Here is a 12,403-nt window from a genome sequence, read left to right as displayed (position 1 = left end):
CAATGTGTGTTGCCCACTGCCCACTCCGCGCACTGATGGAGAGAGACGAGGATGGCCGGACATAGTAAATGGGCCAATATCAAGCACCGCAAAGCGGCCCAGGATGCCAAACGGGGCAAGGTTTTCACCAAGATCATCCGCGAGTTGACCGTGGCCGCCAAGGGAGGAGGCAACCCCGATGATAATCCAACCCTGCGCGCCACTATCGATAAGGCACTGGGTGCCAATATGAAGCGCGACACCATTGATAAGGCCATTGCCCGCGGCGTAGGCAATACCGATGGTGAACACTTTGAGGCGGTGGTTTATGAAGGTTACAGTGTCGGCGGTGTGGCGGTACTGGCGGAGTGTCTCACCGACAACCGCAACCGCACCGTGGCAGAGGTGCGTCATGCTTTTTCCAAACGCGGTGGCAACCTGGGTACCGATGGCTCGGTGAGTTATCTCTTTTCGCGCAAAGGACAGTTGTACTACGAAGCCGGGGTCGATGAAGAGGCGCTGATGGAGGCGGCTCTGGAGGCCGGTGCCGAGGATATTGAGACTGACGACGACGGCAACGTCGAAGTGACCACGGAATTCCAGGACTACCTCACCGTCAAGGATGCACTGGTTGAGGCCGGCTTTATGCCGGATAGCGCCGAGATAGCCATGATCCCCTCCACCACCATAGCGTTGGATAAAGAGGCAGCGGAAAAAGTGCTGGCACTGGTCGAGATGCTGGAAGACCTGGACGATGTGCAAAATGTTTACACCAATGCGGATATTCCCGTTGAGGTGATGGAGGCACTTGGCTGAGGATTCGTTCCCTCCCCCAGGGGCAGGCGCCGTCCTGCCCCGGCTTTTACCGCTGCACCCCGCGTTCACCCTTGACGCCTTCCCCCCGCCTTGGGACACTCCCATTACTATATAAACATACAGATATTGAGGGAGCTGCCTTTTGACCCGGATACTGGGAATTGACCCCGGTTCACGCAAAACAGGCTACGGCATTATCGATGTCAAGCGCGGCAGTGCCCACTATGTGGCCAGCGGGGTGATTCGTATCCCAGAGGGCCCTTTGCCACAGCGCCTGAAATTGATTTTTGATGCAGTAAGCCAGATTGCCGAGCAATACCGGCCTGTGCAAATGGCGATAGAAAATGTTTTTATGGCAAAGAGTGCCGGTTCCGCCTTGAAGCTGGGGCAGGCCCGTGGCGCTGCCATTGTGGCCGGTGCCAACCGGGGCCTTGAGGTGGCCGAATACGAGGCGCGCAAGGTCAAGCAGGCAGTGGTGGGCAACGGCGCTGCAGACAAATTGCAGGTGCAGCATATGGTCAAAACGCTGCTGTCGCTGCCAGCCTGTCCGCAGGAGGATGCCGCAGATGCCCTTGCCGTGGCGCTGTGCCATATGCATACGGGGCGGCTCCCAGCACTTGCTGGCGGCGCCATGCCCAGTCGCTTTCGCAGGGGCCGTCTCAGTGTTTAGGTGCGTTTATAGGCAAAGCCATACCTCCACGGGTGGAAAATCAGAAACCTGGAAAAACACATGATCGGAAGACTGAGCGGTACCCTGGCTGAGATGCGGCCGCCATTATTATTGGTGGACGTGCACGGGGTTGGCTACGAGGTGCTCGCGCCCATGACCACTATTTTCGAGCTGCCGGCTTTGGGGCAGCCGGTGCAGTTGCACACCCATCTGGCGGTTTCCGAGACAGTGCAACAGCTATACGGCTTTATCCGCGACGCCGAGCGCAAAGTGTTTCGCACCCTGATCAGGATCAGTGGTGTGGGCCCCAAGCTGGCTTTGGCCATTCTGTCTGGCCTGGATGTCGCTGCCCTGGCCCGCTGTGTGGCGGAAGACAATGTGACGGCACTGGTGAAAGTGCCCGGTGTGGGAAAGAAGACCGCCGAGCGCCTGATTGTCGAATTGCGTGATAAGTTGACACCGGAAGTGAATGACGCCGATGGTATTCCGCTGGTGCCGGCCACTACGGCACCCAGAGTGGATCATGCCGGCGAGGCTGAAAGTGCCCTGGCAGCATTGGGCTATAAGCCTGCGGAGGCCAGTAAAATGGTGGCCTGGGCCGGTAAGGCGCAGCCGGATGCCGACAGCGCGACCCTGATCCGTCTGGCACTGAAGGGTATGGCGCCCGCTTAATCTGGAGTGGTTTTCATGATCGAAGCCGATCGCCTGGTGGCGCCCCAACCCGTGGGGCCTGTAGGCCAGGAAGAGCAGTATGATCGCGCTGTACGCCCCAAAACCCTGGCGGACTATGTGGGCCAGCCGGTGGTCTGCGAGCAGATGGAGATCTTTATCCAGGCGGCCAAGCTGCGCAAAGAGGCCCTGGACCATACCCTGGTGTTCGGTCCGCCGGGCCTGGGCAAAACCACCCTGGCCAATATTATCGCCACAGAGATGGGCGGCGCCATCAAGGCTACCTCCGGCCCGGTGCTGGAGAGGGCCGGTGATCTGGCGGCTTTGATGACCAACCTGGAGCCGGGAGATGTTCTGTTTATCGACGAGATACACCGCCTGAGCCCTCATGTGGAGGAAGTCCTGTACCCGGCCATGGAGGACTACCAGTTGGATATCATGATTGGTGAGGGTCCGGCGGCTCGCTCTATCAAGCTGGATGTGCCGCCTTTTACACTGGTTGGCGCCACAACCCGGGCGGGTCTGCTCACCTCTCCCCTGCGGGACCGTTTCGGCATCGTGCAGCGGCTGGAGTTCTACAGCGTTGAGGATTTGACCCATATCGTGCGCCGTTCTGCGGGCCTGATGGGGGTAGGTATGGACGAGGGCGGTGCCCTGGAAGTGGCGCGGCGTGCCCGCGGCACCCCGCGCATCGCCAACCGCCTGCTGCGCCGGGTGCGCGATTACGCGGAGGTGCGGGGCGATGGCTCGGTCGATTCGGCGATCGCCGACGCCGCTTTGAATATGCTCAATGTGGATGCCAGGGGCTTCGACCAGTCGGACCGGCGTATGTTGCTGGCCATGATCGAGAAATTTGATGGCGGCCCGGTCGGTGTGGACAGCCTTGCTGCAGCAGTGAGTGAGGAGCGGGACACGCTTGAGGATGTGCTGGAACCTTACCTTATCCAGCAGGGCTATATTGCCCGCACGCCGCGGGGGCGGGTGGTGACCGGGCTTGCCTATGAGCACTTCGGTTTGCCGAAACCCGATAAATAAAACGGAAAGGGGGAGGGGTGAAAGCGGTTTTCAGTATTCCTGTACGGGTCTATATCGAGGATACGGATGCGGGCGGTATCGTCTACTACGTGAATTATTTGAAGTATATGGAGCGGGCGCGCACAGAATTGCTGCGCTCTCTCGGCTATGATAAGCCGGCAATGCCACACCAGGGGCTGCTGTTGGTGGTGCACTCCGCCGAGATCCGGTACCGCCGCTCTGCCAGGCTCGATGATGCATTGCGCACTACTGCGACGATTGGCAAACTGGGGCGTGTTGGGGTGACTTTCGAGCAAAAAATCTGGCGCCAAAATGAGCTAATTTGTGAAGGTGTGGTCAAAGTTGCCTGTGTCGCTGACCACAACCACAAACCCTGTGCTCTGCCGGGGCCCATTTATTCAGCATTAAAGGCAGTAATTTAGAAGATGAACGCCGGTGAACAACTTTCCCTTTGGGGACTCATTCAGAACGCCAGCCTGCTGGTACAGCTTGTGATGTTGCTGTTGTTGCTGGCCTCGGTGGTTTCCTGGGTCATGATTATCCAGCGGGGTCTTTATCTGTCCCGGGCCAAACAGGCTCTCAATAGTTTCGAGCGCCGCTTCTGGTCCGGTGCCGATTTGAACAAGCTGTTCCGCGAGGGCAATGAGCGTGCTGAACGGAGCAAGACAGACGGGGTAGAGTCCCTGTTTCGCGCCGGTTTTACCGAGTTTACCCGTCTGCGCCAGCAGGGCAGCAGCGGCCCCGAAGCGGTGATGGAGGGAACCGAGCGGGCCATGCGTGTGGGTATGTCGCGGGAGCAGGAGAAAGTAGAGATGAACCTGCCGTTTCTCGCTACTGTGGGCTCAGTCAGCCCCTATATCGGTCTGTTCGGCACTGTCTGGGGCATCATGAACTCTTTCCGTGGCCTCGCCACTATGCACCAGGCCACCATTGCCACGGTAGCGCCCGGTATCAGTGAGGCCCTGGTGGCCACGGCCATGGGCCTATTTGCGGCGATTCCGGCAGTGATAGCCTATAACCGCTATTCCGCCAAGGCGGAGTGGCTGCTGTCCAGTTACGAAACATTTGCCGAGGAATTTTCCTCGATCCTGCACCGCAAAGTGCATTCCGGCTAAGGTGTGAGCAGGCGAATCCTATGAGTGTGTTTCGCAAGGGCAGCAAGAAAAGGCTGGTATCTGAAATCAACGTGGTGCCCTATATCGATGTGATGCTGGTGCTGCTGATTGTGTTTATGGTCACGGCACCATTGCTGATGCAGGGGGTCAAAGTGGACCTTCCCAACGCGCCCTCGGCGCCGATGGAGGAGTCGGACGAGGAACCGTTGATTGTCTCGGTGCGTGCTGATGGCACCTATTACCTAAATCTGGGTACAGATGAGAAAGCGGCCAAGCCACTTCCAGAAATCAAAGAGACGGTGGCCAAGGTATTGCGTCAAAAGCCAAAAACCCCGGTTCTGGTATGGGGTGACAGCGATGCCGATTACGGTTTGATTGTCAATGCCATGACTGAATTGCAGCAGGCCGGAGCCCCCAGTGTCGGCTTGGTTACCGAGCCACCCCAAGGGTAGGTGCTGGTGAATAAAGGCGCATACCCATTGGCGATTGTGATCAGCCTCCTGTTGCACGGGGTTCTGATTGCGTTTATTGCCTATGGTTGGGAGGCCAGCCGTACGCATGAACACAAGCCCATGCCGCAGTTTGTACAGGCCAGGCTGGTGACGCTTGAGGCGGTTACGCCCAGAAAGAAGCTACCCAAAAAGGTGGATAAGATACAACAGCGTGCCCAGCGCGAAGCACAGCAGAAGCGCCAGGCAGAGACTGAGCGCAAACGCCGCGCTGCACTGGAGCGCAAAAAGAAACAGGAAGCTGAGAGGAAGCGCCAGGCGAGCATTGAGGCCGAGCGCAAGGCCCGGGAAGAGAAAGCGCGCCAGGAAAAAGACCGCAAAGAGAAAGAGCAAAAAGAAAAGGAGCGCGAAGAACAGCTGGAGAAAGCGCGTCAGAGTTCCTTTGATGAAGCGCTACAGGAGGAAGAGGATCTGCAGGAGGCCAGCGAAGGCGAACGGGCGGTAATGTCCGTGGCCCAGGCAATTCAGCAGCGTATAGAGTCGGTATGGAGCCGTCCGCCGAGCGCTCGCAACGGTATGCGCACCTTGGTGCAAATCAATTTTGTACCCACCGGAAGGGTGGTGGCCGCCAATATTCTGGAAGGCAGCGGCAACGCGGCACTCGATCGCTCGGTGCTCACTGCCATTCGCAAGGTGGAGGTTTTTCCCGAAGTGGCCGAACTGGCCCTGGAAGAACCGGTCGTATTCGAGCGTGAAGTACGCAAAACTATGTTGAACTTTAAAGTCGAAGATCTTCGCCAATGATCAAGAGCTTATTAAAAACCGTCGTCGCTATTGTTATCACATCCGCTTGCCTGCAGGCACGTGCCCAACTGGTTGTGGATATCACCAGCGGTATTGACGACCCCACCCCAATCGCGGTGTCCCCATTCAGCTGGTCCGGCAGCGGTGTTTTGCCCGAGGATGTGTCCGGGATTATCTCTGCCGACCTACGTCGCAGTGGCTTGTTCGCCCCGGTACCCAAGGCGGATATGTTGTCCTTCCCCAAGTCGCCGAAAGATGTGGTGTTTCGGGACTGGCGCATTTTGGGCACTGAATACATCGTTACCGGTCGCATTGAACCCCAGGCGTCCGGTTATCTGCTGACTTTCGACCTGATGAATGTCTTTGGTCAGCACAAGATGTTTACCCGCCAGGTGCGGGGGGGGCAGACTCAGCTGCGGGATATCGCGCACCGTGCGGCGGACGAAATATTTGAGGCGGTGACCGGCATTCGTGGCGCCTTTTCCACAGAAATGGTGTACGTACGGGAAGAGACCCGTGGCGGAAAGCCCAGCTATGTGCTGATGCGTGCGGATATTGATGGTGCCCGTGCCCGGGCGATCCGCCGCTTTGAGGCCCCGGTGATGTCTCCCATGTGGGCCCCCAACGGCCAGGAACTGGCATATGTCTCCTTTGAGACCGGACGCCCGGCGATCTTCCGCGAAAACCTGCGCACCCGCGAGCGCCAGCAGCTGACAAACTTCAAGGGTCTAAACAGCTCCCCGACCTGGTCCCCTGATGGAACCAAACTGGCGATGGTACTCTCCAAAGATGGCAATCCGGAAATCTACGTACTGGATTTGGCAAGTGATCAACTTACCCGTATGACCAGACATTTCTCCATTGATACCGAGCCAAACTGGATGCCTGATGGAAAATCGCTGGTTTTCACATCTGATAGGGGAGGAAAACCACAAATTTATCAATTGACTCTTGCCACTGGTCAAGTGGACCGCTTAACCTTTGATGGCGACTACAATGCGCGGCCACGTATTTCTCCTGATGGGAAGACGCTGGTTATGGTGCATCGCAATCGGGGAACCTTTACCATCGCTACGATGGATATCGATTCGGGCAGAATGCGTGTCCTCACGGAGACCACATTGGACGAATCACCCAGCATTGCGCCAAATGGGGCTATGCTGATGTACGCGACCAAACTTGGCGACAAGGGCATTTTGGCTGCGGTGTCGCTGGATGCCGGGGTAAAATACAACCTGCCTTCTCAGAGGGGCGATGTCCGCGAGCCGGCATGGTCGCCGTACGTTGATTGAGACGGGGTGTCGGGCGCGCTGGTGGTGCAGGGTGTTTAAAGACCATAAAGACTTTTCAGGATCTTTGAAAATATTAAAAGTGGAGTAGCTTCTTATGTTGAAATCAGTAAAAACAGGTCTTGGCTTGGCCTGTGTTTTGGCGGTAATGGCTGGCTGTAGCAATACCGACACCACAGGAACGAGTGGCGAACAGGTGACCGGCAACGAACTGGTGGAAGAACCGACGGTTGTGGTGGATGTTGAAGAGGAACAGGTGGCGATTCTGGAGAATGTGGTTTACTTTGACTTCGACCAGTCCCTATTGAAGCCGGAAACCCGTGAGTTGCTGATCCTTCACGCAGACCGTATGCGCGGCAGCATGGGTGCTGTGCGCCTGGAAGGCCACGCCGATGAGCTTGGCACCCGTGAGTACAACCTGGCGCTGGGTGAGCGCCGTGCCAATGCGGTGCGGGACTTTTTGGTGCTGCAGGGCGTAGACGGGGCAAATCTGGAAGTGATCAGCTATGGCGAGGAACGCCCCGCTGAAATCGGCTCTAGCGAAGCTGTCCGTGCGATGAACCGTCGTGTTGTCATTAACTAATCGTAAATATGGATGCCAATGGCTTTAACGATTAGAAAACTGGCGATTGCCGCAACGGCGCTATTTGTGGTATCGCCAGTATTCTCCCAGGTTCCGGTAGTGGATTTGTCTGCCAGTAGGGGGGAAGATTCTTCATCCTCCTATGGCAGCAGCACTGAAGGGGCACAGCTCGCCCGTAGCACCGCCGCAGGCTCCCGGGCCAAGACCAACCCCCAGGCCGAAGTCTACTACCAGATGCAGGTGCTGCAGCAGGAAGTGCAATCATTGCGCGGCACAGTGGAGGAGATGCTCCATGAGATTAAACGTCTCAAGCAGCAGCGCACCGAGGATTACATGGATCTGGACCGGCGTATCACACGCTTAAGTGGTACGACGCCATCGACATCGCCGCCGACCAAAGCCGATGACGCCACTTCTGCTCGGGATGACTCTCCAGTATCCCCGATTCCCCAGGAGCCCAAAACTGATGGCAATGAGCGCGATCGCTATCAGGCCAGTTTCGGTTTGGCGCGCAATGGCGATTACGGTGGTGCCAGTGCAGAATTCAAGCGACTGCTGGAAGACTACCCCAACGGCCAATACGCCCCCAATGCCAACTACTGGCTGGGCGAGATAGCGTTGGTCCAGGGTGAGCTGGAAGAGGCCCGCGCATGGTTTGTGGCACTGCTCGACGGCTACCCCAATTCCAACAAGGTTTGGGATGGCCGTTACAAGCTGGGTACTGTGTATCACCAGTTGGGCGATCAGCAGAAGGCCCGCGCCCTGCTTGAGCAGGTGGCCGCCAGCGATGCCAGGGCTTCGAACCTGGCGCAGAAATACCTCAAGGAAAACTTCCAATAGCGGGGGGTTAGAGCGCCCATCACCGCTGGTTTTTTGAACAGAAAAAGCCTATGATCCCGCGCCCGGATGGCACCTGCCCCTCGGGCGTTTTTGTGTTGGGTGTGTATGACCAGTCTGTCCAAAGAATCACTCAGGGTTAGTGAAATTTTCTACTCTCTCCAGGGGGAAGCCCGTGATAGTGGGTTGCCGACGGTATTTGTGCGCCTGACCGGTTGCCCGTTACGCTGCACCTACTGCGATTCCGAATACGCTTTTTACGGCGGCGAGCGTATGGCCCTGCAGCAGATATTAGAGCGCGTGCAGAGCCACCCGGCACACCATATCTGTGTAACCGGGGGTGAACCCCTGGCCCAACCAAACTGTTTGCCACTGCTGCAAGCCCTGTGCGATGAGGATTATTCCGTCACTCTGGAAACCAGTGGCGCCATGCCGGTGGGTGGTGTGGATAGCCGTGTTTCCAGGGTGGTTGATTTGAAGACGCCGGCATCTGGCGAACAGCACCGCAATCGTATGGAAAACCTACAGGTGCTCACTCGACACGACCAGGTTAAATTCGTGATCTGTAACCGGGAAGACTACGGCTGGGCCAAGTTTACCCTGGACCAGTATCGATTGTCAGAGCGTGTGGGGGAGGTGCTCTTCTCGCCCAGTTATAAGCAGCTGGAGGGGCGACAACTGGCAGAATGGATACTGGAGGATGGTTTGCCGGTGCGTTTGCAGTTACAACTGCACAAAATATTGTGGGGAGACATCCCGGGGGTTTGATGGGTCCGATGACCCTCGTGGTGCTACTTGTGCATAGAATAATGGGGAACAGATGACAGCAAAAAAAGCGGTAATTTTGCTTTCCGGTGGCCTGGATTCTGCCACCGTGCTCGCAATGGCGCGCGCTGATGGTTACGAATGCTACGCCCTGGGCTTTAACTATGGTCAGCGCCACGCCTCTGAGCTACTGGCGGCCTCGCGGGTGGCAAAGGACCTTGGTGCACGAGAGTACAAGATGGTGGAGCTGGACTTGCGTGCCATTGGTGGTTCTGCCCTGACCGATGACGCTATCGCTGTTCCCGAAGAGAAGGCCGCAGGTATCCCGGTCACCTATGTGCCTGCGCGCAATACCGTGTTTCTTTCCATCGCCCTGGGTTGGGCCGAGGTTTTGGGGGCACAGGATATTTTTGTGGGTGTAAACGCCGTGGATTATTCTGGCTATCCGGATTGCCGTCCTGCTTACATCGAGGCCTATGAAAAGATGGCCAATCTGGCCACTCGTGCGGGCGTGGAGGGGCACAGATTATCCATCCGGACACCATTGATGAGTATGAGCAAGGCGGATATTGTGCGAGAAGGCATGCGCCTCGGGGTAGACTACAGTTTGACGGTATCCTGTTACCAGGCGCGTGCCGATGGTGCAGCCTGTGGGCGCTGTGACAGCTGCCGCTTGCGCGCGGCGGGCTTTGCCGGTGCGGGTCTTGAAGACCCGACAATCTATGCGCAGTGATGGCCGCTTGGCGCCATTTTTACATGAAATGCCTAACCTCTTAAGTTTGTTGGTTTTTTTTAAATTGGGTATTGTCTTTTTACAGGAGATCCGTAAGATACGCGTCTCCTTGTGAGGAGACACGAAAAGGGTCGTTAGCTCAGTTGGTAGAGCAGTTGGCTTTTAACCAATTGGTCGCTGGTTCGAATCCAGCACGACCCACCAAATAAAGTCTTGTAAATCAGAGAGTTGCAAGACAAGAAGAGCGGCATCAACCTAGTTGATGCCGCTCTTTTTCGTTAAAGTGTCAACAAAGTGTCAACGCAAATTCAGCAAATCCGGCTCTGAACCTTAGTTTTCTTTCTGTCTGTATCAGGAATAAAGATCAGTGTTGATGGCTGGAGAGCCGGTCTCGTAATGCCCGCAGGATGCTGAAAAGGCCGAGCTGCATTTCCGGGCTCAGCTCCATGTGCTCTCCCGGCGTCAGGAGTACGGAGAGGAAGTCAAGCTGATGAACAGCTTCATCCAGGCTTTCCATTAGCGACAAGTGCTCAGGGTCATGCCCGAGGCGGTGCTCGTCTTCGTGCAAAAAACGGACAGTTTCACCAGTATCCGAATTCTTCAGAAACAGACCTTCGCCATTATCGTAGTAGTGCAATAGCTGCTGCTGGGTGACCCACAGGATGTGGTCGTCGTGCTCGTTAAATACGGGTTGGGAATTGGAATTAGCCATGATGGCCTCCTTGGTTTCATTTCTACATGAATGGTTAGGGCGCCAAGAGGGTAGAAACCTGTCCAAGGTCAGGCCCGGTTGATTCCCTCGAAAGGTATTGTATTCCCCGGCCTCTCGGCATTACTGGTCAAATTTCGGGCACAAAAAAGCCGCTGTAACGGCAGCGGTTGATACCCGCCCTGGACTTGAGGTTTCTACGCCTCAAGATCGACTGTAGCGGTCTGTTTGAAGGCGGTCAAGCGGATACGGGCAACAAAGCGCAATAGAGGGCAGCAATAAGGACATTTTTGGTAGGCACAGCCCAAACCTTAATGGCTACTAAATCATTGAATCGCTGGTTCGAGCTCAGCAGACGGAGCCAAAAAACTCCGAGAATCATAAATTTACAGGGCCACGCAGAGGGCGACATCAAACAATTTGGTGTTGCCCTCTTTCGTTATAACTCCAGGTTCGCAACGTGCTACATCTATAAAACGCACTACTTTAAAAATACTTGTGACTGCCTATTTAGGCCAGAGCGCCCACAAAGCATCCACCAAAGTTGTGTAGCCTGGAGCTGAAACTTTGATTTCCATCCATCAAAGAAAGCAAGGCGGTCATCAATACCTGGGGCCCAAGACACCTTCTACGCTGAAACATTCAAAGGCGTTGGATGTGTATACCTGCAGACCTACTCCGATACCTACGCAAAAGTGGCGTATTGCAAGCTGCACACAACTAAGACGCCAATCACTGTAGCGACCTCCTGAACGACCGTGTGTTGCTATTCTACGCTTCGCATGAGTTATCAGTGCTGCCTATCCTCACTGATCGCGGCACTGAGTACTGTGGCAAGCTGGAGCAGCATTTCTATCATGCTGTATCTGAGCGTAAATGAGATTGAGCATACGAAGACGAAAGCCTGACACCACAAACGAATGGTATCTGTGAGCGATTTCATAAGACCATTCTGCAGGAGTTTTATCAGCCGTCACCACGACGCAATATTTATAGTTCACCGGAGGATCTACAGATGGATCTGGACGAATGGCTCAATTATTGCGTTAAGGAACCCGCCAGGGCCGGAAGTGCTGTGGCCGTACGCCTGTACAAACGCCTGAAGATGGCAAAAAGATCTGGATGCAAAAACTCGTAAGCTGAACCTGACCTGACAGAGCATCGTTAGAAAAACCGGCAACTGTCAGATCAAGTCTGAACTACTAAAGCTTAGCCTGATCGAAGTGTGTCAACATTCCGGCTCGTATGCAACCTGCGGACCAGCTTGAATATCAGTTTCAACAGACATAATATATCTCCTTTTTTTACGTTTTTAAGTGCTATAACCAAACGTTGTTCTTTGTATTGGAATAGCTGCTTACATATACTAGATATATACCTAAACTTCCAGTAATTTTAATACTTTGTACAATAGTGTTCGGCTAGCATTCCCTAGGGCAAACTGTACAAGTAAGAGCAGCCATTGCATGCCCTTTGCACGAATAAAGCGCATACGCATCTTTTCAGAAGTGCTGCTCAGTGGATCTTTTTCCACATAGCCTATTTTGATGCCATCTGTGCTCATCAAAGGCATGGTCCCACTCTCTGCCAAGTAATCTAATTGTTTTTGGTAAGCAATATCTCGTTACTGGTATCTAGGCAGTCATCTAAGCTGGTTTTTTCATGCAAATGAAAAAATGGGATTAAACACCAGGCTGTAGACGGTGGCAATCAGCGGTTGGTGACTCCTCTACATGCTGAACTTCATGCCACTCTACCAGCCAAAAAAAATCAGACACCAAACTCCATCACCGCCGGGAAAACCCCATGATTACTGGCTTTCAGCCATTTTGGCCTGTGAAAAATCTCTTCAATTCTCTTCATTTTTCTTCAATTTGTGAAATCCCGAAAATCGCTACAGCCCACGGCTGGCGGGGGTTTGCGGTGTTTTCCAATTTCACTGGCTAAGGA

15 protein-coding genes, 1 tRNA gene and 1 pseudogene are annotated in these 12,403 nt (G+C 55.0%); 15 read left to right on the top strand and 2 right to left on the bottom strand.

All coding sequences use genetic code 11. The features are described 5' to 3' along the window. Nucleotides 1-51 precede the first annotated feature (51 nt). The 14 genes from Q1A48_RS06080 (at nucleotide 52) to Q1A48_RS06015 (ending at nucleotide 9,948) form a co-directional block, all read left to right on the top strand. The gene (locus Q1A48_RS06080; protein WP_299942472.1) at nucleotides 52-795 is read left to right on the top strand and encodes a YebC/PmpR family DNA-binding transcriptional regulator; all 744 of its coding nucleotides are present in this window, start codon (nucleotides 52-54) and stop codon (nucleotides 793-795) included. Nucleotides 796-937: 142 nt separating this feature from the next. Beyond that, nucleotides 938-1,465 carry a crossover junction endodeoxyribonuclease RuvC gene (gene ruvC / locus Q1A48_RS06075; RefSeq protein ID WP_299942471.1) on the top strand — a complete coding sequence of 176 codons (528 nt, stop codon included), beginning with the start codon at nucleotides 938-940 and terminating at the stop codon, nucleotides 1,463-1,465. A 60-nt stretch (nucleotides 1,466-1,525) separates the two neighbouring features. Further along, entirely contained in the window at nucleotides 1,526-2,137 is a 612-nt protein-coding gene (ruvA, locus tag Q1A48_RS06070; protein WP_299942470.1) for a Holliday junction branch migration protein RuvA, read from the top strand. Between the two features lie 15 nt (nucleotides 2,138-2,152). Further along, nucleotides 2,153-3,169, top strand: a complete 1,017-nt coding sequence (gene ruvB, locus Q1A48_RS06065) for a Holliday junction branch migration DNA helicase RuvB (RefSeq protein ID WP_299942469.1) — start codon at nucleotides 2,153-2,155, stop codon at nucleotides 3,167-3,169. A 17-nt stretch (nucleotides 3,170-3,186) separates the two neighbouring features. Next, nucleotides 3,187-3,591, top strand: coding sequence for a tol-pal system-associated acyl-CoA thioesterase (gene ybgC, locus Q1A48_RS06060; RefSeq protein ID WP_299942468.1), 405 nt, complete (start codon nucleotides 3,187-3,189; stop codon nucleotides 3,589-3,591). Nucleotides 3,592-3,594: 3 nt separating this feature from the next. Next, a complete protein-coding gene (gene tolQ / locus Q1A48_RS06055) occupies nucleotides 3,595-4,284 on the top strand; it encodes a protein TolQ (RefSeq protein WP_299942467.1) in 690 nt (229 codons plus the stop codon). A gap of 20 nt (nucleotides 4,285-4,304) precedes the next feature. Further along, the gene (gene tolR / locus Q1A48_RS06050; protein ID WP_299942466.1) at nucleotides 4,305-4,736 is read left to right on the top strand and encodes a protein TolR; all 432 of its coding nucleotides are present in this window, start codon (nucleotides 4,305-4,307) and stop codon (nucleotides 4,734-4,736) included. A gap of 6 nt (nucleotides 4,737-4,742) precedes the next feature. Beyond that, a complete protein-coding gene (gene tolA, locus Q1A48_RS06045; RefSeq protein WP_299942465.1) occupies nucleotides 4,743-5,537 on the top strand; it encodes a cell envelope integrity protein TolA in 795 nt (264 codons plus the stop codon). Continuing rightward, entirely contained in the window at nucleotides 5,534-6,829 is a 1,296-nt protein-coding gene (gene tolB / locus Q1A48_RS06040) for a Tol-Pal system beta propeller repeat protein TolB (protein WP_299942463.1), read from the top strand. The genes tolA and tolB overlap by 4 nt, the downstream gene beginning before the upstream one ends. Before the next feature lie 94 nt (nucleotides 6,830-6,923). After that, on the top strand, nucleotides 6,924-7,409 hold the full coding sequence (locus Q1A48_RS06035) for an OmpA family protein (RefSeq protein ID WP_299942460.1): 486 nt from the start codon (nucleotides 6,924-6,926) through the stop codon (nucleotides 7,407-7,409). 18 nt (nucleotides 7,410-7,427) lie between these two features. Then, entirely contained in the window at nucleotides 7,428-8,249 is an 822-nt protein-coding gene (gene ybgF / locus Q1A48_RS06030) for a tol-pal system protein YbgF (RefSeq protein ID WP_299942458.1), read from the top strand. A gap of 105 nt (nucleotides 8,250-8,354) precedes the next feature. Then, on the top strand, nucleotides 8,355-9,014 hold the full coding sequence (queE, locus tag Q1A48_RS06025) for a 7-carboxy-7-deazaguanine synthase QueE (protein WP_299942456.1): 660 nt from the start codon (nucleotides 8,355-8,357) through the stop codon (nucleotides 9,012-9,014). Between the two features lie 52 nt (nucleotides 9,015-9,066). Continuing rightward, nucleotides 9,067-9,744 carry a 7-cyano-7-deazaguanine synthase QueC gene (queC, locus tag Q1A48_RS06020; RefSeq protein ID WP_299942453.1) on the top strand — a complete coding sequence of 226 codons (678 nt, stop codon included), beginning with the start codon at nucleotides 9,067-9,069 and terminating at the stop codon, nucleotides 9,742-9,744. 128 nt (nucleotides 9,745-9,872) lie between these two features. Then, nucleotides 9,873-9,948: transfer RNA gene (locus Q1A48_RS06015), tRNA-Lys, on the top strand. A gap of 160 nt (nucleotides 9,949-10,108) precedes the next feature. Here Q1A48_RS06015 and Q1A48_RS06010 read toward each other — a convergent pair. Then, nucleotides 10,109-10,456 carry a hypothetical protein gene (locus Q1A48_RS06010; protein WP_299942451.1) on the bottom strand — a complete coding sequence of 116 codons (348 nt, stop codon included), beginning with the start codon at nucleotides 10,454-10,456 and terminating at the stop codon, nucleotides 10,109-10,111. 608 nt (nucleotides 10,457-11,064) lie between these two features. Between Q1A48_RS06010 and Q1A48_RS06005 the strand changes: the two are divergent. Further along, a pseudogene (locus Q1A48_RS06005) lies at nucleotides 11,065-11,596 on the top strand (integrase core domain-containing protein); the annotation flags it as partial. A gap of 235 nt (nucleotides 11,597-11,831) precedes the next feature. On the opposite strand, the gene Q1A48_RS06000 reads toward Q1A48_RS06005, so the two are convergent. Continuing rightward, a complete protein-coding gene (locus tag Q1A48_RS06000) occupies nucleotides 11,832-12,026 on the bottom strand; it encodes a hypothetical protein (protein WP_299942449.1) in 195 nt (64 codons plus the stop codon). Between the last annotated feature and the right edge of the window lie 377 nt (nucleotides 12,027-12,403).

Origin of the sequence: uncultured Microbulbifer sp. (genome assembly GCF_947489355.1) — a bacterium.
In the GTDB taxonomy this organism is placed as follows: Bacteria; Pseudomonadota; Gammaproteobacteria; order Pseudomonadales; family Cellvibrionaceae; genus Microbulbifer.
Note: the sequence above shows the minus strand (reverse complement) of the source record. Positions and strands in the feature narration are given on the sequence as shown.